The sequence below is a fragment of the Novosphingobium rosa NBRC 15208 genome (assembly GCF_001598555.1).
GTDB lineage: Bacteria > Pseudomonadota > Alphaproteobacteria > Sphingomonadales > Sphingomonadaceae > Novosphingobium > Novosphingobium rosa.
On the sequence record NZ_BCZE01000035.1, the window covers coordinates 64,388 to 85,007 of the forward strand.

General features: G+C 62.4%; 19 protein-coding genes and 2 pseudogenes. 9 read left to right on the top strand and 12 right to left on the bottom strand.

All coding sequences use genetic code 11. The features are described from left to right. Positions 1-18 precede the first annotated feature (18 nt). Together SR3_RS14260 and SR3_RS14265 are read left to right on the top strand one after the other, a co-directional pair. Positions 19-2,601 carry a TonB-dependent receptor gene (locus tag SR3_RS14260; RefSeq protein ID WP_084455568.1) on the top strand — a complete coding sequence of 861 codons (2,583 nt, stop codon included), beginning with the start codon at positions 19-21 and terminating at the stop codon, positions 2,599-2,601. Between the two features lie 23 nt (positions 2,602-2,624). Next, positions 2,625-4,727, top strand: coding sequence for an Atxe2 family lasso peptide isopeptidase (locus SR3_RS14265; RefSeq protein ID WP_068087190.1), 2,103 nt, complete (start codon positions 2,625-2,627; stop codon positions 4,725-4,727). Here the strand turns inward: SR3_RS14265 and SR3_RS14270 are convergent. The 9 genes from SR3_RS14270 to SR3_RS14300 form a co-directional block, all read right to left on the bottom strand. Beyond that, the gene (locus SR3_RS14270; RefSeq protein ID WP_084455570.1) at positions 4,724-6,493 is read right to left on the bottom strand and encodes an asparagine synthase-related protein; all 1,770 of its coding nucleotides are present in this window, start codon (positions 6,491-6,493) and stop codon (positions 4,724-4,726) included. The genes SR3_RS14265 and SR3_RS14270 overlap by 4 nt on opposite strands. Further along, on the bottom strand, positions 6,493-7,161 hold the full coding sequence (locus SR3_RS14280) for a lasso peptide biosynthesis B2 protein (protein WP_068087197.1): 669 nt from the start codon (positions 7,159-7,161) through the stop codon (positions 6,493-6,495). The genes SR3_RS14270 and SR3_RS14280 overlap by 1 nt, the downstream gene beginning before the upstream one ends. A gap of 63 nt (positions 7,162-7,224) precedes the next feature. Then, positions 7,225-7,350 carry a hypothetical protein gene (locus SR3_RS32650; RefSeq protein WP_281198725.1) on the bottom strand — a complete coding sequence of 42 codons (126 nt, stop codon included), beginning with the start codon at positions 7,348-7,350 and terminating at the stop codon, positions 7,225-7,227. Between the two features lie 100 nt (positions 7,351-7,450). Then, complete coding sequence (locus SR3_RS32655; protein ID WP_281198726.1) at positions 7,451-7,579, bottom strand: hypothetical protein; 129 nt, start codon at positions 7,577-7,579, stop codon at positions 7,451-7,453. A 251-nt stretch (positions 7,580-7,830) separates the two neighbouring features. Then, entirely contained in the window at positions 7,831-7,950 is a 120-nt protein-coding gene (locus SR3_RS31330; protein WP_157098853.1) for a benenodin family lasso peptide, read from the bottom strand. A 129-nt stretch (positions 7,951-8,079) separates the two neighbouring features. Beyond that, positions 8,080-8,691 (bottom strand): GntR family transcriptional regulator, encoded by a 612-nt coding sequence (locus SR3_RS14285; RefSeq protein ID WP_068087199.1) that lies wholly within the window; start codon positions 8,689-8,691, stop codon positions 8,080-8,082. Further along, positions 8,688-9,584, bottom strand: coding sequence for a phytanoyl-CoA dioxygenase family protein (locus tag SR3_RS14290; protein ID WP_068087202.1), 897 nt, complete (start codon positions 9,582-9,584; stop codon positions 8,688-8,690). The genes SR3_RS14285 and SR3_RS14290 overlap by 4 nt, the downstream gene beginning before the upstream one ends. A gap of 11 nt (positions 9,585-9,595) precedes the next feature. Continuing rightward, positions 9,596-10,210, bottom strand: a complete 615-nt coding sequence (locus tag SR3_RS14295) for an acyl-homoserine-lactone synthase (protein WP_068087205.1) — start codon at positions 10,208-10,210, stop codon at positions 9,596-9,598. A gap of 87 nt (positions 10,211-10,297) precedes the next feature. Continuing rightward, the gene (locus SR3_RS14300) at positions 10,298-11,038 is read right to left on the bottom strand and encodes a helix-turn-helix transcriptional regulator (RefSeq protein WP_169805641.1); all 741 of its coding nucleotides are present in this window, start codon (positions 11,036-11,038) and stop codon (positions 10,298-10,300) included. A gap of 259 nt (positions 11,039-11,297) precedes the next feature. Between SR3_RS14300 and SR3_RS31865 the strand changes: the two genes are divergently transcribed. The 4 genes and pseudogenes from SR3_RS31865 to SR3_RS30625 all read left to right on the top strand — a co-directional run. Further along, positions 11,298-11,546, top strand: a complete 249-nt coding sequence (locus SR3_RS31865) for a transcriptional regulator domain-containing protein (RefSeq protein WP_068087208.1) — start codon at positions 11,298-11,300, stop codon at positions 11,544-11,546. Continuing rightward, positions 11,530-12,096 (top strand): DUF2285 domain-containing protein, encoded by a 567-nt coding sequence (locus tag SR3_RS14310; protein ID WP_068087211.1) that lies wholly within the window; start codon positions 11,530-11,532, stop codon positions 12,094-12,096. Before SR3_RS31865 ends, SR3_RS14310 begins: the two co-directional genes overlap by 17 nt. A gap of 973 nt (positions 12,097-13,069) precedes the next feature. Next, positions 13,070-13,552: a DUF736 family protein gene (locus tag SR3_RS14315; RefSeq protein ID WP_068087214.1), complete on the top strand. Its 483-nt coding sequence runs from the start codon at positions 13,070-13,072 to the stop codon at positions 13,550-13,552. 146 nt (positions 13,553-13,698) lie between these two features. Next, positions 13,699-14,328, top strand: a pseudogene (locus SR3_RS30625) (ArdC family protein); the annotation flags it as partial. 136 nt (positions 14,329-14,464) lie between these two features. Here the strand turns inward: SR3_RS30625 and SR3_RS14320 are convergent. The 3 genes from SR3_RS14320 to SR3_RS14330 are packed head-to-tail and all read right to left on the bottom strand — an operon-like array spanning position 14,465 to position 17,666. Continuing rightward, the gene (locus SR3_RS14320; RefSeq protein WP_068087217.1) at positions 14,465-15,457 is read right to left on the bottom strand and encodes a tyrosine-type recombinase/integrase; all 993 of its coding nucleotides are present in this window, start codon (positions 15,455-15,457) and stop codon (positions 14,465-14,467) included. Further along, a complete protein-coding gene (locus SR3_RS14325) occupies positions 15,454-16,395 on the bottom strand; it encodes a tyrosine-type recombinase/integrase (protein WP_068087220.1) in 942 nt (313 codons plus the stop codon). Before SR3_RS14325 ends, SR3_RS14320 begins: the two co-directional genes overlap by 4 nt. Further along, positions 16,392-17,666 (bottom strand): tyrosine-type recombinase/integrase, encoded by a 1,275-nt coding sequence (locus tag SR3_RS14330; protein WP_245653922.1) that lies wholly within the window; start codon positions 17,664-17,666, stop codon positions 16,392-16,394. Before SR3_RS14330 ends, SR3_RS14325 begins: the two co-directional genes overlap by 4 nt. An 81-nt stretch (positions 17,667-17,747) precedes the next feature. On the opposite strand from SR3_RS14330, the pseudogene SR3_RS30630 reads away from it, so the two are divergent. The 3 genes and pseudogenes from SR3_RS30630 to SR3_RS14345 form a co-directional block, all read left to right on the top strand. Next, positions 17,748-18,089: pseudogene (locus SR3_RS30630) on the top strand (zincin-like metallopeptidase domain-containing protein); the annotation flags it as partial. Beyond that, positions 18,086-18,472: a DUF2958 domain-containing protein gene (locus SR3_RS14340; protein ID WP_068087284.1), complete on the top strand. Its 387-nt coding sequence runs from the start codon at positions 18,086-18,088 to the stop codon at positions 18,470-18,472. The pseudogene SR3_RS30630 and the gene SR3_RS14340, both read left to right, overlap by 4 nt. A gap of 170 nt (positions 18,473-18,642) precedes the next feature. Next, entirely contained in the window at positions 18,643-20,520 is a 1,878-nt protein-coding gene (locus SR3_RS14345; RefSeq protein ID WP_068087226.1) for a ParB/RepB/Spo0J family partition protein, read from the top strand. The last annotated feature ends 100 nt before the right edge of the window (positions 20,521-20,620 follow it).

A 20,620-nucleotide genomic window follows, 5' to 3' on the forward strand; every position in this document is an offset into this window, starting at 1 on the left:
CGCCCGGGGAGCATATTCATGGGTTTGTTGCGTCAAGCGGTCCTCGCCGCCTCACTGTCCACCAGCACGATTGCCTTCGTTCTTCATGCCGCACCAGCAGCCGCGCAGACGGCGGGCACGCATAGCTATCACCTGCCACCGCAGCCGTTGACCGCGACGTTGCGCGATATTGCCAAGGCTTCGGGTACGGCGATCGGGGGGAGGGCTGAACTACTGGCCAACCGTCAGGCGCCACCGCTTGACGGAGATTTCACCCCGCAGGCTGCTGTCGCGGCGGCGCTGGCCGGAAGCGGGCTTCGCCTGCGCGTGATCGAGAGTGGATTTGTCATCGAGTCCGACGATAGCCAAGGCGGGAGAAGCGCGCCATCGGGGGAGGTCGCTCCGGACATCCTTGTGACCGGAAGCCTGATCCGGGGCGCACCGATTGCTTCGCCGACCATCGTGATCGACCGGCTCGCTATGCGGGACAGCGGGGCCACCAGCCTCGGCGACGTGATGCGCAACCTGCCGCAAAGTTTCGGGGGCGGGCAGAATCCGGGCATTGGGAACAATGTGCCGACCGCAGGCGGCATCAATGTCGGCAGCGCTTCGACGATCAATCTGCGCGGCCTTGGCAGCGATGCCACGCTCACCCTGCTCGACGGGCATCGCCTTGCCTATAACGGATCACGGCAGGGAATCGACCTGTCGGCCATCCCCTTCGGCATGGTCGAAAAGGTCGATGTCGTCGCCGATGGCGCCTCTGCGCTCTACGGATCGGACGCCGTCGCCGGTGTTGCGAACATCGTGCTGCGCCATGATCTTCAGGGGCTGGAGACATCGGCCAACATCGGCGGCGCCACCGACGGTGGGGATTTTCAGCAGCAATATGGTGTGGTCGCCGGGCACCGCTGGAAGAGCGGGGGCCTGGTCGCGGCCTATGAATATGCCAGCAACACCAACATCATGTCGAATGACCGCAGCTTTGCCGCGGTTCGCCCGGGTGTGGCCCTCTATCCTGCCTTGCACCATCATGCTGTTGCCCTGACGGGTCATCAGGCACTAACCGACAATCTGACGTTCGATGTGGATGCCATTTTCAACAAACGCTGGAGTCTGGGCGGCTGGGCTTCGAATTTTGCCGGCGATCGAAGTGTCAGCCACATCGATCAGGCTACGACCAGCCGCTCGGTTGCGGTTGCGCCATCGCTCAAGCTTGATCTGCCCGCCGGCTGGCGCCTGCAACTTTCCGGTGTCTACGGGACAGAAACCGTTCATCTGGAAAACCGATATTATACTGGGCCCTCGCTCACCACGGCCTTGCAGGTTTGTTATTGCAACAGCGGCGCTTCTGGCGAACTGACCGCAGATGGCCGGCTCCTGACTCTCCCCGCCGGGCCTGTGAAGCTCGCGCTGGGACTTGGCTATCGCTACAACCAGTTCCAGCAGCTCCGTGTGGGCAGCACCAGCAACATCATCGCCTCACAGGATAGCCGCTACGCCTATGGCGAAATCAGTGTGCCGGTGATCGCCCCCGAGCAGGGCGTCACTGCCATCAGTCGGCTCAATCTGAGCGGCGCACTGCGGTATGAGCGATATCCAGGTGTCGCCTCGGTCGCCACCCCGAAACTCGGCCTGATCTATGCCCCGTTTCCCGACCTTGTCGTGAAGGGCAGTTGGGGACGCTCCTTCCGGGCGCCCACGCTCTATCAGCAATATCAGATCAGCGGCACTTCGGCCATTTACGCATCGGGCGCTGGCGGAAGCGGCTATCCATCGACGGCAACAGCGTTGCTGCTGACAGGTGGCAATCCCGCGCTCAAGCCAGAGCGCGCTGAAACCTGGACGGCAACCCTTGACTACAGCCCGCATCAGATCGCGGGTCTGAACCTCCAGGCGAGCTATTTCTCGACCATCTACCGCGATCGCATCGTGGTGCCGATCACCTACACCAGCCAATCGCTGAGCAATCCGATCTATGCTCGCTATGTCACGCTTTCACCATCTTCGACAGCGGTCGCCAATGCCCTCAACACACCCAATTTCATCCCTCTGTCCGGCAACAGCACATATAACCCCTCGAGCGCCGTAGCCATTATCGACAACAGCAGTGTCAACGCCGGGCGGCAGGTGATCCATGGCGTCGATCTGCTGCTCAACTACAGAACGAAATTGCCCGGCGGGAAGGGCGAGATCGGGTTGAATGGCGACCTTGCCTATCTCACCAGCAGCCAGGTGCTTGTGCCTGGGGCGGCCACAACTCAGCTCGCGGGAACCATGTTCAATCCGCCTCACTGGCGGGGGCGCGGGAGCATGAGCTGGAAGCTGGGGGGCCTCATGCTCAGCGCAACGACCAGCTATATCGGCGGCGTCAGCGATATTCGCTATGCAGTGCCGATTGCCGTGGGAGGCATGGTCACTCAGGATTTCACCGCGCGCTACAATATCGGTGATCGCAAGGGCGCGCTTCATGGGGTGGCGCTCAGCCTCACCGCTCAAAACATCTTCAACGACAAGCCGACGACCATCGTGACGACGAATTATGGCGATGCGGCCTATGACAGCACGAATTACTCGCCTGTCGGACGTTACATCGGCGTGGGAGTGACCAAGTCATGGTAGGACATGTCCGCCGCAGTGCCCGCGTGGCCGTCCTTCGCACGACCTTTCCGCTCATGTGCCTGGTGGGCGGCGCGCAAACCTCGCACGCCAACTGCGCCGATCTGCTGCCAGGGCCGGCCAGCGGGCAGCAAGCCGCGCGGCTCGTTACGAGCGACGATGTGTTGCGGCTGCGTGACATTGGATCGCCGGACTGGTCCTATAAGAATCCGGGCCCCCTGGCACTGTCACCGGATGGGAAACACATCGCCTTCTCTCTCAATCGGCTTGATCCTGCCACCAACAGTGCTTGTCGGGCGATGGTGGTGATCAATCGTGAGGGCCCTCCCGATCCCCGCATCCTCGACCAGGGTGGCGAACAGATTCTGGTCGAGGTTGGCCTTCGCGGCGCAACATTCACCCTTGGGGAGGCCGCGACAGTTTCACCGGTCTGGTCGCCCGACGGCCGGTGGGTCGCTTATCGCCGACGCGATCACGGTATAACCCAGGCATGGCGCGCCCGAAGTGACGGCGGGGGCGCGATGCCGGTGACGAGGTCTCCAATCGATATTGATGCCGTAAGCTGGAGCGAGAACGGTCATGATATCATCTACGCCGCCCGGCCGGCCAGGATCGAGGCTGCCAAAGCGATCGACAAGGAGGGGGAGATCGGCTGGCATTATGATGCCCGTATTTCGCCGCAAATCGGTGCCAGGCCGCTTATTCCGTCGCCCTTGCCCGATGAGGCCTACCGCATCGATCCGGACACCGGATTGATTGAGGCTGCCAGCGCCGCCGAAAAAATCCGCGTGACGAGGGTCTCTGGAGGACTGCCGGCCATTGCTCTCGCGGATGGTCGCAAGGCGTGGACCGAGCACGCCACCGACAATCCGGTCAGCCCGCTCAAGCTGCTGGCCAGTCTGGCTGACGGGAAGACGGTATCGTGCAGTTCTGTAGACTGTAACGGCGCCGTCGCAGACCTTTGGTGGGATCGGGACGGACAATCGCTGCTCATTCTCAAGCGTGAGGGGTGGCGCAACGGCGAGACAGGGCTGTTTCGCTGGCGCATAGGAGCCAAAGCGCCGCAGCGTATCCTGCACTCGGCGGACCAGTTCAATGCTTGCCTCCCTGCGGCGGGCAGCCTCATCTGCGCTGTCGAAAATTCGGTGATGCCGCGCCGTATTGTCTCGATCGACCTTCACAGCGGGAAGCAACGGCTGATTTTCGATCCCAACCCTGAGTTTCAGACCATCCGGCTGGGCCATGTCGAGCGTTTGAAATGGGTCAACGGCATTGGCATGCCGGCCTATGGCGATCTGGTCCTGCCGCCTGATTACAAGCCCGGAACCCGCTTGCCCATGGTGATCACGCAATATCGCAGCCGCGGATTTTTGCGAGGCGGAACCGGCGACGAATATCCCATCCATGCCTTTGCGGCGCGGGGCTTTGCGGTCCTCAGCCTCGATGGCCTGGATCCGTTCGGCGCGAATTCACCCGACATCCATAATTGGGAACAGTTGAGCGCGGCCGGCATCAAGGACTGGTCCGAGCGCAAGAGCCTGCACTCATCCATGATGACCGGGGTACGCATGGTAATCGATCGCGGCATCGCTGATCCCAGGAGGATCGGCATCACGGGCCTGAGCGATGGGGCAACGCAAACGCGCTATGCGCTGGTCAATTCACGCCTGTTCGCGGCGGCGGCAATCAGCAGTTGCTGCACCGATACGCGAGCGATGATGATTGCAGGAGGCATCGGCTTTGCCGATGAGATGCACAAGCTGGGCTATCCTCGATCAATCACCGAACCCATCGATTTCTGGGCGCCAATTTCGATGACACTCGCCGCACGGAGGATGGACCGACCCATCTTGATGCAATTGGCGGATGAGGAACTCAATCTCGGCCTCGAAACGTTCACCGCGCTTCGGGAAGCTGGGCAGCCGGTCGATATGTATGTCTTCCCCGGCGAACATCACATCAAATGGCAGCCCATCCACAAGCAGGCCGTCTACAATCGAAATCTCGACTGGTTCAGTTTCTGGCTTCAGGGGAAGGTCGATCCCGATCCGGTCAAGGCAGAGCAATACCGACGCTGGCAGGACATGCGCCGCAAGCTTGAAGAGAAGGCGACCGTTTCGAACCCTTAGTCTGCCTCGCGCGTCGCCCAGCTCCGGGCCCAGCTTTCGACATCGACAATCTCCAGAATCCGCTCAAAGCCGGGACCTTTGAGCGGGCTTTGCTGATCGATGAGTGCCAGGGTGGCCGGCAGATCGATCAGGCCTCGGCGGCCCAGTTCTCCCTGTTCAACCAGCGCGCGGATGGCCGGGCGGTGATAATCGAAGATTTCCGCGACAAAGCTGTTGGGCGCGGCCTTCGACCGTCGAAGCAGCACATTCTCGGGCAGGCTCCCGGCAAAAGCGCGCCGGGCGATCATGCGATTGTGACCGCGCTCCAGCCAATACCAGCTTGGGACCCGCAGGCAGGCTTCGACGAGCGGCTGGCTGAGCAGCGGGGCGATGACCGGCAGTGCGCTGCGCGGATCCAGACTTTCGACGTAGCTCTGCGCGAAGGTCGTCATGCGGACATGCATGGCCTTGCCCGGCAACATGCCCGGAGGTATCGTCATCCATGGGTGACCAGGCCGTCGCGCCGCCTGCTCGCGGACATCGCTTGAAAGCAGATCGAGTTCGGGGACCAGACGATAGGCAGGTTTCCCGAGCCAGGCCCGCTGGATGCCATCGACAAGCACGGACCAGATACTGGCCTGTGCGAGTTGGCTCATATCGTGGGCTGTCTGCAAGATCGCGCGCCCGATACCAGTCGCCAGCAGCCGGTCTGCAACCGGGGCGCCCGATTGCAAGGAACAGAAGATGCCATCGCCCCCGCCACCGTTGAAGATCGCCGTGGCGCCATGGGCCGCTGCGGCTTCCGAGACGAGCCTGTTGGATTCTTGCAGAAATCCTCGAACGCTTGGCCGGGGCAGCCCGGCGGCACCGCTGCGGTTTATATCTATTCCCGCCACCTCGCGCAGGCCGAGCGTCAGAGGGATGTCCAGCGTCTCACAAACCTGTGCTGCATAGCGAACCTCGTCGCCGCCCGGATCCTGAGTGACGAGATTGAGAGCGGCGAGGCGAATGGAGGTGCCTTTCAGGCCGGTTGCCACCAGGGAGGAATCAAGTCCGCCTGACAGCATCACAACCCCAGCCTCGAACTGAGCTGCGCGCGACGCGATACAATCGAGCGTGGCCTGCCGCACCTGAGCTTCGGCTTCTCCTGGCGTGGTGAGCTGCTGGTCGGCGCTTGCAAAGCGCCAGGGCGACCACAGTTCCTCTTCCCGGCTGCCGGCGTCCTTGATCGCCAATCTTTTGCCGCCTTGAAGCTCGCGCAGACCGATGAGGCAGGTATCCGGCTCCGAGACATAGCGCCAGGCGAGGTGGCGCACGACCTGTTCCCAGTCCACCTGAGGTCGATACCCCCCGGGATTTCGAAGGAGATCGACATCCGAGGCCAGGATCGTCGCATCCCCGACGTCGGTGTAGAGACAGGGCAAGTCCCCCAGGGGCGCGCGGATCGCATCGAGCGTGGTTCCGTCCCGATTTGGCAGGAGCGCGATATAAGGCCCCCAAAAAAGGTCCGTCAGATATTCCCCTCGGCTGGCGAGGATACGGTGCTGTTCCCGATCGGTCAGGCTGGCGATTGCTCCTCCACCATCCCGTTTGAAGAGTGATCCAACGATCACCCCATGGGCACCGCAACGAAGGAGAGGGGGGCCGAGGGTTGCGATGGTGAGGCCGCCGAGCCGGATGACAGACACACCCGCTGCAGATGTGCTGAGCCCTTGAGCGAAGCGTTCGATTGCATCATCCCTGCCTTGAGCGGCACGGGCGAGCCGGACGACATAGCGGGCCCGCATCAGACGACCAAAATCGGGGTATAGTCGCGGACCATATCGATCCGGTCATTGACCAGCCATCGCCCCGACTGGACCCAGGCATGAGCGGCAAAGGGCCGGAGTTTGACCCCGATCATCAAATCGGCAGGCAGATCACGGGCCGCAAGGTAGCGAGCCAATGCGATGGAGCGCGACAGGCATTTGTCATGCGAGCGCACAATCCGCGATGTGGCTTCAAAGGCTGCCGCGGCGGCCTGGATCGGCTCAAGATCCACCTGCCCGCTACGAGGCCAGGGGATTTTTCGCAGATCGAGTGCGCGTAGAATGGTGTGCAGGCGTTTATGCTGCAAGCTGAAACGGGCAAGGAAAATTGCCAAAAGGGCGCCGCAGATGGCGCCGCGCGACACCCGCAGGTCTTCGCTATCGAGCATGCTGAGCGATGCGTGCCGGCTAACGCGCAAAGGTGAGGGCAAGCTGTGGCCTGTTGTTTGCACCAGGGTGCCGGAGCGCATCATGGCATCCAGCGCCTTGACGTCGTTCTCTTCGAGCGCCGTGCCCGCTATGACATTGCGAAAGGCATGTTCGGCGCCCGGCTGCAGACAGAAATAACGGTCGGTGACGACATCGAGGAACAGGAGCCTGTCGCTGACCTCACAAAAGCTGATACCGGTACGAAGCTGAAACCCCATGGCTTGTCTCCTCCTGCTGGTCTCGAAGGATTGGCGTGCTGAGAAGCCCCGCACGCCGGGGGATCAATCGTTCGAGAGACCGTCGCCGTTCAGATTGAGAATTTCCTCGGCGCCAGGCAGAGCGCCGCCCAAGGTGTTTGTGCTCACACGACCGAGATCGATCCATTCGGCTTTGCATTCGTTGTCCATGATGCATTCCTGTGCTGGTGCGCGATGCAAGACGCGGCTTAAGGGGCGGTGGTGGCGTGCCACCACGAGGTCGCCCGCCACCGTTAGGCGCGTGCCGCGATCAATCGTCGGCGAGGCCGACCTCCCTCTTGCCGAAGGTTTCGTCGGTTCCGGCCATATCGCCACCCAGGGTTTCGGCAGAGGCGCTGCCGAGATCGATCAACTGATCCTGAACGATAGTCTTTTCCATGTTCCACTCCTCAACAGTTGCTGCATGAATTTGCAGTCCTTGATGACTATTTGAGGAGATGACGTATGGAAAATTTATACGGAATATATTTCTATTTTATAATTTCGCACCTGAATTTGATTGATATTTATTGGTGATTTTCTGGGGTTGTGCCTTTGATGCATGAGGTCGGCACATGTTGGCAATGGCGCGACCAAAAGAAATGGCGCGCAGCGTGAGGCTGCGCGCCACTCTGTCACAGATGGGCCGGGTCAGTCGTTGGACAGACCAGCCTGCTCATGGCCGAGCACCTCGTCGCCAAGGGGGATGGAACCGCCCAGGGTTTCCGCGCTGGCGGTGCCGAGGTCGATCAGTTCGTCATACTGAGTCATGATACACTCCTCTTCAAAAGCCGCAGTGATGTGCGGCGCATTGGAGTGTAAGGCGATGGTATCGTGATATAAAATTTATACGGAATCTATATCGGTTTTATAATTTCTGACGGTCCCCTCTTTGAAAAATTACGTGACATGATAGAGGGCTGTGAGGATATTTGCGACGGCGCGGCGTCGGCGACGATGGTATTGTCCGATGGTGCGCTGAATGGCGCCGTGGTCATTTGCAGCAATGCCGGCAAGAAGGTCGGTCAGCTCCTCTTCGGTCTTGTCGATGACCTCGTGCTCGGCCATGCGGACCCGGTGCAATCTGGCGTTGAGCTGGACGATGGCCTTGCCATGTTCTGCATTTGTAGAGCGGCGGCCCATCCGGGCGAAGAGATTTTCGGTGCGCGTTGCAATGTCCACGCCGGTATCGCTGGGCAGGATCGCATCGCCCTCTCTCGGTCGGCGAGGCCAGTATCGCACCGCAAGGGCAAGAAGATGGCCGGACCACTCATAGCGATGCTGCAGGCTGCGTTCATCGAGGAATGGCAGGTTGAAGCCGCCGCTTGAGCGTGCCTCCACCATCCCTTCTCCGGTCAGCAGATGCAGCGCTTCGCGCACCGGTGTGGCGCTCGTCGAAAGCCTGTCGGCCAGCAGTGTCGGATCGAGCCGATCGCCGGGGCGCATGTCCGAACCGCGCAGCAGTTGCCGCAGCGCGCCGAGCACCCGATCTGTGGTGGCGCCGGCACTCATGGTTGGTCCTGCTCAGCGCTTTGGACCTGCTCTTTGAGATAGGCCTCGATCTGCTGCTCCTGGTCGGGGCGGAGCGCGTCGATCGCCCCGAGCCTCCTGGGCATGTGGGAACGCAGCAACACCGACGGGCACCGCCCCTCGTAATTGCCGAGATTAGGACGGTGTTGGCGATAGCCGACCAAAGCGGCCAGTTCCGGTGAAAAGGTTTTGGCGATCTCTGGCGGATAGGCCAGCCACTGGTTTTCATAGGGTTTGAGCCAACCAAGCGCATAGCCGATCACCAGGCCGCGCCGGACCCTGCTGGTGCGATTGGCGCCGGCCCCATGCAGTGTCGAGCCGAGAAAGAGGAGGGCCGAACCGGCTTCCATCTCGATTGCGATGGGTGACGTCCTGGGCTCAGCTTCCAGCGCTTCCCGGCCATGGGTGCGCGGCCAGATCAGGGTTGCGCCATTGTCCGTCGTGAAGCGCGTGATCGGCCACATCACATTGACCAGATATTCCACCTCGCCGATGGGGCCGCGCCACATATCCTGATCTCGATGCGGCATCTGCGCGGGGGCACCGGGGTGGATTTCGATGGCCTGCGTGGTGTTGAGCTGGATACGGTCGCACCAGGGCAACAGCATGTGCTCAACCACGCCCATGACCGTCAAGTGCTGGACCAGTCTTTGCGTGATCTGTGAGCGGATCAGCAGGCGGCCAAAGCGCTTGGTCGTTGAACCATAGAAGCCACCTTGGCCGAAGGGGGTTTCGTGAAAATCGGGTTCAAGGTCGCGTTCGAGGTCGTGAATAAGGCCCGGAGCAACGGCGTTTTTGATGACGCAATAGCCCTGACTTTGCAGGGCAGCAGCAGATTGGGCGATGGACCGCGCGAGGGCCGCTTGGTTGATCATGGCGTTTTCCTTCAGGCAGCCAGAAAGCTCTCGCCGGGCAAGGCGTTCGAAACGATGCCGTTCGCCGCCAGCAGGCCGGGCGTGCGCGCGGTGATCTCGATGCGCAGCGCCATCAGCGCTGCGCCTTCGACCATGCTTGGCGGTCCGAGCGGCGTGCAGTCCCAACCGAAGTTGAGGATTTTCATCGCCCAGGGCGTTTCGGCGATGGCGATGTAGGTCCGGATACCGTGCTCCAGCGCATAATCTGCAAGGGCGCACACCAGATTGTCGCGCACCTTACGACGTTCGGCGGCCTTCAGTCGCCGATCGAGGCAAAAGCGGGTGATCTCGGCGATGTCTGGTCCTGACGGGGGCGTGTCGGTGCAGAGATGGGGGTAGAATTCGCCGAGAATATGCGGACCTGTCGTCTGGAGCAGGCGCGCGGACCCGAGGTGCTTCCCGTCCGGTTCGCTCATGATGATGTAATTGGCCTGCGGGTTGTCGAACTGGTCGATCTCATATTGATCGGCCAGCACCGGCACGTCCCATTTGAGCAGATCGACGAAGACCGCTTTGCGCGCGGCGAACATCGAGCGCAGCACCTCGTCACGGATACCTTGGAGCTTTGATTGATGATGTTGAATCATGGTCTTGGCCTCCTCCTGGGTGAGGGGCGCAAGTGTCGGCGCGTTGGTTGCGCTCGGGTATCCCGGAAAAGGGTGATGGCTTACGGTTTACAATTTGGACACCATGATTGCGCCGTCCACCAGCGCGAAGGCCACCAGAGATGTGCGCTTCTTCACCCCGTAACGCTCGCAGGCATTCTTGATATGGCTCGCCACCGTCTCTTCGGCGATGCCAAGAATCCTGCTGATCTGGCGATCGGTCATGCCCTGGGCGACAAGCTGGACGCAGGCTTGCTGCTGCGGGGTCAATTGCGGGCGCAGCTCGGCGGGACGTGTGTTTCGCCCAGGCCAGAGCCTGTGGGCGGCGGCGAAGGCGACCAGTCCGGCAAGCTGCGCCAGAGCCTGTTTGATGGGATCAATCATAAAGCCACTCTCCGCCGAAAAGGTGCACGAACAACACAGGCCGCCCGCCTGATTGGTCGGAACTGTGAAGCCTTCGCCGATGCCCTGGATACGACCCAAGCGCATGATCGCATCGTCCCTGTCGGTGAGGCGGATCAGTTCGGCCATTCTCGACCACCAGAAACCTGCTGGTGTCATATGGCTGGCCCGGTGGACCGGATCGACCATGCCAAAGGCTTTGAGGCGATAATAATCGACCCAGGCTGTCGGATAGTTTGTCAGGCAGATGGGATTGGGGAAGGCTGCAAGATCGACGTGATGGGTGATCGCGAAATAGCGAAAACCCAACCATCGGGTTACATCGCTCGTGGCTTTGATCAGGTCTGCCGCGGTCTGGCTGTCATCAACTACACGCTTGAATTGGGTTACGATCCGTTCGATGCCCATAAGGCACGTCTTCGACCTCGGGCGGTGTTTCAAGCCGCCGGTCTCCCGAGGTCGCCTTTCCTTCCCATGAAAATCCCGGACTGGTTTCTCAAGCCAATCCTGAATCGTGGCCATTATAGAGTCGTCATACCACTTCTGATGATCTTGGCATGCAACATTTTATATGCATTGCTGCTCTGTGTCTTAAGGCATGCTTTGACGGTTCGTAGCGTCCCGGCCGTCGTGACGCTGAATTAGGTATGTTTTCCTGGATTTCGTCATGAAGCTGGGGGCGGGCGGCACGCTGCGCGGGAGCTGGCGCGACGATGCCTTTTATCGCAGCCTGCGCGGCCTCGATCGCGCCGGGCTGATGTGGGAATGGCTGCGGCGCGACCGCGACTATATTGCCTGGTATGCTGCAGCCAGCGCTGCGACCCGAGCCACCGGCACGCCCGCGTGCTGGGGGCTGCACTTTCGCGGAAGATCCAGATCACCCGGCCCCTCTGGCCAGGGTGATCTGGAGTGCTGACCTCGATCCGGCCATTTTGCCCGTGGCGGTCAGCAGTGGGGTGGGGGACGCTGCTGACAGCGTCGTACTGCGTGATCTGGCGCCCTGGCTGACCATCGCCACCGACATCGGGGGCGGGGAGCATGTGCTGCTCTCCGATGGCTGGCAGCATATCAGGCTTGATATCGTCGAGGGACGCCTGGGCGGGCGCGATATGGTCAGTTTTCACTACAGGCTGGGCGGCATCGTCACGGCTGAAGGACTGGTTCCGCCGTTGCGGCGCTTTCTTGCCCTGTGTCGGCAGCGGAGCTTTCCGACCGCGCTTTTTCCTGTCGACCCGCGCATGGATCGTGGCCTTGATGTTCTACGGGTGCATGATGCTCTGGCCGATGGGGCGAGCCAGCGGGAGATAGCATCGGTCTTCTTTGGCGAAGAGCGGGTGGCCGCCGACTGGAGTGGACCTTCAGATTCCTTGCGTTCCCGTGTGCGTCGGCTGGTCAGCGATGCCCGAGCCATGGCCGGAGGCGGGTATCGATGGCTGCTGCGGAGAAGCGGCAAGGAGCATGGATGAAGCCGCCGGTCGTCGGATACAGTTCCTCAGCAGCCCATCATCCGAGCCTGTTGTTTCGATTGGGGAGATATTTGGGGGCCAGAGATACCATAGTGCCGTGGAGCTTATGAAATCTCACGCGTGGGGCGATGTAGACCGCAGCTTTACCTGTCATCACGGCCCAGCCATTTTTACCCGGAATGCTGTAGTGGCAAGAATGATTTTCGGATTTGCCGGCATGGAGTTGGGTCGCTGGATCGAGCCCTCGCGGTGTGACGCGACCGCGCTCTATACCCCTGAAGCCGCACGCGGCCTCAGGGGCACCGGGCCGCTGGAGGCGTCCCGGCCCTGGGGGTAACGATCGCTGGGCCGAAGGTGGGGTGGTGCCAGATCGCCTTTGCCTTGACGGCGATGGCAGTGGCGGCGGCGAGGTTGCAGCCGCTTCGCTGATGGAATCGCGCGGATGAGCCGCGCGATGGGGGATCGCCCGCCAGCCGACCCATGCGTCCCCTGCGCCGTCTCCCAGCATCCCTGGCGTGCCATACGGATGTTCGGTGGTAACGAGTTGCGTCGGGGGGAAGCTCAGCTAGGCGAAAGAGGGCCGGCGGCGTTGTCTGCTCCAAAGAGCAGCGCCAGCCCCCTTTCACCAAGCTGAGCTAACATCTCCCCTCCCGTGCCTGTTGCCACCAAGACAGTCCGCACGGCCCTGGGGATCCTGCGAGGACGGCTCCGGGAACGATGGATCGGGAGGCTCGGCTTGCGTTCGATCCCTGGCAGCAAGGGAATGGGCCGCATGCGACCCATGCGTTATGGGTTTGCTGGGCCGCTGGTCGCGGCCCCGGGCAGATGCTCGGACTCACCAGATCCGATGGGTTTTCTGTCAAGAAAACAATGATATACTCTGAAATCGCGAAGTCCTGTATAAGTGATCTTGTCAGAGGGGAAGTGAAAATTCTCTGACAGCAAGGATGAACCACAGGATGGAGTAAAGATCATGAATATCGGTGAAATGATCCGCAGTGAAAATGGTGGCGTCAACGGCTATATTGCCGAGGCCGGTTTCGATTTCGATGGCATCTTTCTTGAAAAGGTTGCCTCGGACAATCCGCGTGCCCCTCTCTTCAATCTCATGACCAAGAGCCCACGTGGCCGTGATGTCCGCCTGGGATCGATCTGGGAGCGCGCAGCCAAGGAAACAGGGGAAACCTACTTTGGCGGTTACATCGACACCGCGCAGTCGGGCTTCGTTCCCATCCGCATGTTTCGTTCGCGCCAGCAGGATAACGTCTGGAACATCGTGCGGCCCACGGCGCAGCGTCGGCGGGAAGGGGAGGCGGCAGACCTTCCTGCGGAGGACTTTCGCCGGGATGCCATGGAGCACGATGCCATCGAGCCCGATCATGATCGCGACGACTTCGGCCCGCGCAGGCCCTCCCGTTCGGCAAAGTCAAAGGCCGAAGGGCCCGAGCTGGCCTGAAGGCTCTGGCCTGATCTCGCAATGATCCCCAAACCCGATCGCATAATCTGATCCGGTAATCTGATGTCACGGGCGGGGAGCCACGCGGTTCCCCCGCCTTTCCCGAAGTACCCCTTTCCCCTCACAACCGAAAAGGAGCCTTCGCCATGGTGAAGGAAGCTGCACGCCATCGGCGTGGGGACGCATCGTCGCGTCCGCAGGAATCGCGCAATGCCCTCTATGATGAGGTCACGGCCAAGATCATCGCCCAGCTTGAAGCAGAACGCTTCCCATGGGTTCAGCCATGGGCCGCCCCGGATGCATCGTCGGGTGGACTGGCACCGGGCATGCCCCGCAATGCCTTGACCCGCCGGGCCTATTCCGGGGTCAATGTGCTGTTGCTCTGGGGCGCGGTCATCGAGCATCACTATCCTTCGCAAGGCTGGCTCACCTTCAAACAGGCGCTCGAAGCCGGGGGCAATGTGAAGAAAGGCGAGAAAGGCGTGACCGTGGTCTATGCCGACCGCTTCACGCCGGAAACGGAAAAGCAGCGGGCCGAGCAGAGTGGCGGCGAGGCGCGCAGCATCGCTTTTCTCAAGCGTTTTACCGTGTTCAACGTCGCGCAATGCGAAGGCCTGCGGGAAGGGCTGGCATGTGATCCCGAGCCCTTGCCCATGGGGCGGATTGCCCCGGTGGGTGACGAAGTGATCGCGGCATCCGGCGTCGAATTCCACATCGGCGGCAACCGCGCCTACTATGTGCCTTCCGCCGATTACGTGCAGGTGCCCCCGCCGCTGGCCTTTTTCGACAGCATCAACTGGTATCGCACGGCGCTGCACGAACTCACCCATAATGCCGCGATCCGGATTATGCCGCGCGGTCTCTGGTCGAGGGTAGTTTTCCGGCCATCGGCCGCGCGACGGTTCGGCATAATCAGAGGCCTTCCAAGAACGCGAGGAGTTGGTCGTCGGGTCGGAATCGGCCTGACGGGGTGGGCGGAGCAGCCACGCGAGCGAGCGCCTTTTCCTTCATCCGCATGTCGGCATGGATGTAGATCTGGGTGGTCTCGACGTTCTCGTGACCAAGCCAGAGTGCGATTACCGCTGGATCGACGCCGTGATGGAGCAGGTCCATCGCCGTGCTGTGGCGCAGCGTATGCGGCGTGACCCGCTTGGAGCCGATGCTGCGGCACGCGCGCGACGCCGTGAGACAGTGCTTGCGGACCAGATGTTCGAGCGCATCGCGGCTCAGCCGCTCGCCCCGGATCGACGGGAACAGTGGCCTGCTCTCATCCTTATCATCGCCGATCCACGCCGCCAGCAGCTTGGCCGTCTCGCGCCGAAGCGGGGTAGCGCGCTCCTTCCGGCCCTTGCCCATGCAGCGGATGTGCGCGCCGTTCCCGAGCGTAACATCGCCGCGCGTCAGGCCGACCAGTTCGGATGCCCGAAGGCCGGTCTGGACGGCGAGCAACAGCAACGCATGATCGCGCCGCCCCGCCCATGTCGTGCGATCAGGAGCCGCCAGCAACGCCGCGATCTCGTTGGCGTCGAGGAACGTCACCGTGCGCTTCACATAGCGTTTGTTGGGCATCGCGAGGATGCGCTGGCAGTGGAGCAGCCAAGTCGGATCGCTCATCGCGACGTAGCGGTAGAACGACCGGATCGCGGCGAGCCGGGTGTTGCGGCTGCGCGCGCTGTTGCCCCGCGCCGTCTCGGTATGCAGGAGGAAGTCGGCGACCAGATCGGCGTCGATATCCTCTACCGTGAGCTTGACCGGCGGTTTGCCGTATCGAGCGCCCGCATATCTGAGCAGCAACCGGAACGTGTCGCGATAGCCCGCGACCGTATGTCGGCTAGCCTCCATCTGGACGCACAGCCGGTCGGTGAAGAAGCGCTGGATCAGCGCGGGCAAGGCGACCGCGCTCATTGGACTGCCTCCCGCCCATCGGCGGTCGCTCGCGCCATCGCCAGATCGAGCAGTTCCGGGACCGCTTCCAGATACCAGTATGTGTTGGAGGGATCGCTATGGCCCAGATAGGTCGTCAGCCGGATCATCTCGCGCGCCGGGTCTTTGCCGGTGCGATACCAGCCGATCATCGTCTTGACCGCGAAGCTATGGCGAAGATCGTGGATGCGCGGTCCCCGGCCATGTTTGCAGTATGGCTGAGGAGTCCGGAGCCCGATCTGCTGGCAGGCTCGCGCGAAGTTGTATCGGGCCGAGCAGTCGGTGAGCCTCGTTGCCTTGTCGGTGACGAACAGAGGCTTGCCCGGATGGCCGATCAGCCGGTCGCGTTCAGCAAGATAGCTGATCAGCTCCGTGACGACGCTTGGATCGAGCGGCAGCAACCGCTCTTTGCCGAGCTTCCCCTGCCGGACGCGCAACACACCATGATCGCGGTCGAGATCGTCACGATCGAGCGACAGCGCCTCGTTGATCCTCAGGCCCGTGACCGCGATCAGCCCGAACAACGTCGAACAGGTCAGCCCGCGCAGGCCATAGATCGATGGCAGCGCCTTGGCCGCTGCGATGATGGCTCCGATCTCGACATCGGTATAGATATGCGGGCGCGACCGGTTGAAGCCACCCGGCAGCAGACCGCGCGGCGGCGCTTCGTGCCCCGGATCGAAGCTGCTCAGCCATTGCGCGAACAGGCGCACGACGCTGAGCCTCGCCCCTCGGGTCGAGGGGCCTCCTTCGGCCAGCGTGGCGTGCCAGCGCAGGAACAACGCGGTGTCGATATGAACGGCACCCTCGCGGTCGGCGAACCGGGTGAAGCGGCGCAGGATGCGCTCGCTGGTGGCAAGGTCGTAGCCGAGGCTGCGCCGGACGCTCAGATAGCGGTCGAGTTGAGAGGTGAGGCTCATTGTGCGCCTCCCGCCACCGGCCAGGGCTGCGCGACCAACCGCAGCCCGTCGATGTCGAGCCGGGCATATATCATCGTCGATGATCGCGCGCGGTGCCGCAGCACGTCGCCCACTTCATCGAGCGACGCGCCTGTGTTCACGAGCCGGGTGGCAAGGCTATGACGCAGAAGGTGCGATCCCACATAGGGCGTCACCGGCTTCTGGCCAGTCGCCTTCAAGGCATCCTTGAGGATGGCGTTGACGATCTGCCCATCCTTGAACGGGCGATGCGGCGCGCGATGTGTCACGAACATCGTGCGGCAGGTGGTCGGTCCTCGCTCCTCGCGAAGATAGGTGCTCAGCGCATCGCCGACCTCCACCGTGATCGGCAGGCGGTCGTGCAGCTTGCCCTTGCCGCGCACCGTCAGTTCGCCCGAACGCCAGTCGATGTCGCCGAGCTGGATCGCGATGACCTCGGCCGCACGCAGCCCAAGCCGGGCCATGAGCAGAAGCATCGCATAATCCCGCGCACCGTGCCGGGGATTGTCGCGCACGCAAGCCAGCACCGCCTCGACGCCCTCGGGCGACAAGTGGCGCGGCAGTCGCGCGCCCCAAACCTTCGCCACCTTCGGCACGCTCAGCGCCAGATTGGTCGCCGTGGCCCCACATCCGAACAGGTATTGAAGGAAGATGCGGACATGGGTCGCCACCGTCTTGTCGCGACGGGCGCTGATCAGCACATGCTCCATGAAGCTGATCGCATCGGCGGGACGCAGGCACGCCGTATCGGGCATCGTCTTGCCGAACCGATAGTCAAGGAACCGACGCGCAAAGCCCACCGTATGGGGGATGCTACGCGGGCTGAGGCCGCGCTGCTTGACGAGATAGGTCTCGAAGTCCGTCAGCAACGCCGCGCGCGCGATCTCAGCCTCGGTGAACGGCACCGGTTGCGCCACGCCGATATCGATCAAATGCTGAACAAGCCGGCGCGCGATGGTGTCGAGGCGGATCGTGTTCTTCCGCGCCCTCGGCACCTCTCGCATCAGCGCCTCGATGCAATCGAGCGTTACCGACGAGGGAGCGATGCCTGCTTGGTCAAGCAACGCGCCGAACTTCCTCGCTCGACACCGATACGTGATAATCGTCCGCGCCGTGTAGTTCTCGGCGGCATAGGTCCGCTCAAACGCGGGCAAATACGGCTCGATGCAGGTTTCAAGATTGTCGGACATGACCTTCGTGCTCCATGTTGTTGGAGCGACGGAGATTATGCCGAATGGGCGCAGCGCGATCATGCCGCCAGCCGCGCCTTTGCGGTGCCATGCGGCATAATCCGGATCGCGGCATTATGGCCATTATGCCGATATCGGCATAAGACCCATGCGACGGGTCATCCCAGCCGCTTGGGGCGTCAGATCAGGAACGCCTTTGGCAGCAAGGATTACGCCCGCGAGGAACTCGTCGCGGAAATGGGCTCTGCCTTCCTGTGTGCGGCGCTGGGCATCGTGCCGAGCGTTCGCCATGCCGATTATCTCGGTTCATGGCTTGAGGTGTTGCGCGAGGATAACCGCGCCATCTTCCGCGCCGCCAGTCAGGCAAGCAAAGCTGCCGATTGGCTGCTGACCCGCCATGAGGAAGCCAAGGCTTCCAGGCTGGAGGGGGCAGGAACGGGAGCAGGCCCGCATCTGGCGCAAGAGGAATGGAGGGCCGCAGCATGATCCTCCTTCCTGACACCATGCGCGTGGCCTTGCTGGCCAATGGGACGCGGCACATCGCGGCACAGCGCGACGGCTTGCCCGATCCCGATCCGGTGCCGCTGCTCAAACTCTTCAATCCCTGCGGCAGCGCGACATGGTTGGCCACCGAACTGGACGAGGACGGCGACACGCTTTTCGGGCTGGCGGACCTCGGCTTTGGTTGCCCCGAACTCGGTTCGTTCAGCCTGTCGGACATCGCGGCGATGCGCTTGCCTTTCAATCTGCGGATCGAGCGCGATCCCGATTTCTCCAGCACCGACCCGATGTCGCTCTGGGCGCAGACTGCCCGCAATCTGGGCTCGATCTCGCAGGCTGAAATCGCCCTGCGCCTGACCGGTTTCTGATCGGATTTTGCCGCCCAGCCTTACGGCCTTGTGACGGCCATTCCCTTGCCGCTTGCCTGATTGGAAGCAGGCAAGCGGCCTGACGCGGGCGGCGTTTTCCGCCCAATCCTAAGCCGGTCCGCCATTCCTGGAGGGTCAGGGCGGACCGGCACCTTATGAAAGGTAATGCCATGAAACTCGACTTTATCGATCTTGGCAAGCTCTGCGTGAGCAAAGCCAATATGCGCTATTCGAAGAAAGCGCCCGATGTGTCCGATATTCTGCCGACCGTCCGTGCGCGGGGCATTGTCGTGCCGGTGCTGGTGCGCCCCTCCGTCGCTGCTGCCCATGGGAGCCCCGACACCTTTGAAATCGTGGCAGGCGCGCGGCGTTTCCACGCCGCCAGCCTTGTTGCCGCAGAGCGGCAGGAAGCCGGGCAGGAGGTGGAGCCCATGCCCTGCGCCATTCTGGAATCGGGCGACGATGCGGATGCCGTCGAGGCATCGCTGATCGAGAACCGCGCCCGGCTCGATCCCGATGAGGTGACGTGCTGGGAGAGCTTCACCCGGCTGGTGAAGGAAGGGCGCGACCCCGCCGAGATCGCCCTGACCTTCGGCCTGCCCGATCTGGCGGTGAAGCGCATCCTTGCCCTTGGCAATCTCATGCCGCGCATCCGTGACCTCTACCGGCAGGAGAAGATCGACCCCGCCACGGTGCGTCACCTTACCATGGCCAGCAAGAGCCAGCAGCGCGCATGGTTGGCGCTGCTCGACGATCCGGAGGCCTATTGCCCGACCGGCCATCAGCTCAAGGCATGGCTGTTTGGCGGCAAGTCCATTGCGGTCAAACACGCCCTTTTCGATCCCGAAGGCGTGACCGCCATTGTCGCTGACCTCTTCGGTGAGGACCGCTATTTCGCCGACAGCGATGCATTCTGGAAGGGCCAGAATGAAGCGATTGCTGCGCGGCGCGCCACCTATCTCGAAGAGGGGTGGCCGGATGTCGTTACCCTGCCGGTCGGCGAGCATTTTCGCAATTGGGAGCATGTGAAGGCTCCCAAGCGCAAGGGCGGGCGGGTCTATATCGAGGTGCGCGACAGCGGCGAGGTGACCTTCCATGAAGGCTACATCACCGCCAAGGAGGCCCGCCGTCTGGAAAAGGGCGAGGCCGTCGGTCATGGCATCAAGGCACCCCGTTCCGAGATCACCGGGACGACGCAGACCTATATCGACCTGCATCGTCATGCCGCGCTGCGGGCCGCGCTCACCGGTCATCCCGGTGTCGCCATGCGGCTGATGGTCGCCCATGCCATCGCGGGTTCCTCGCTCTGGTCGGTGCGGCTTGAAACGCAGGCCACCCGCAACGATACCATTCGTGAAAGCGTCGAATGCAGCAACGGTGAAACCTGTTTCGACATGGTGCGGCGCGATGTGCTCGCCATGCTCGGGATGGATGCTGACGACCCGACCGTGGTCGGCATCGGCAATGGATCGTGGAGCCGCCTTGTCGTCACCTTCTCCCGCCTGCTCGCACTCGGCGATCCGCAGGTGATGGCCGTGCTTGCCGTGGTGATGGGCGAAACGCTGGCCTCGGGGAGCGCCATCGTCGAACTGCTCGGGCAGCATATTGGCCTGAACATGGCCGAGAACTGGCAGGCCGATGATGCCTTTTTCGAGGGTCTGCGCGACCGCGAGGTGCTGCTCGCCATCTTGGCCGAGGTGGCGGGGGCAACTGTTGCCAGCGCCAACGCGGGCGAAAGGACCAAGGTGCTCAAGACCATCATCCGGGGTCATCTTGAGGGTGCCGATGGTCGCGAAAGGCGTGAGGGTTGGGTGCCGCGCTGGATGACGTTCCCGCCTGCCGCCTACACCACGCGCGGCGGTGTGGGCACCGTCGATAAGGCCGAAGCGACGGCCAAGGCGCTGGCTGGCGGCGACGGACCCGACGCCGACGCCAAGGACGAAGACGGAGACGATCTCGACCGACTTTCCGGTGATCCGTCTGACGCCGGGGGCCATGATGAGGATGAGGTCGAGGCCCAGACCGAGGCCAGCGCTCTGGCTGCCTGACGAGCGCGGGGATGGTGCCGCCCGGCACCATCCCCGCCATTCCTCACCCTTCGAAATAGACTTGCCGCGCGCTCCCTTCGGTCCCGCGCAGCACCATTCC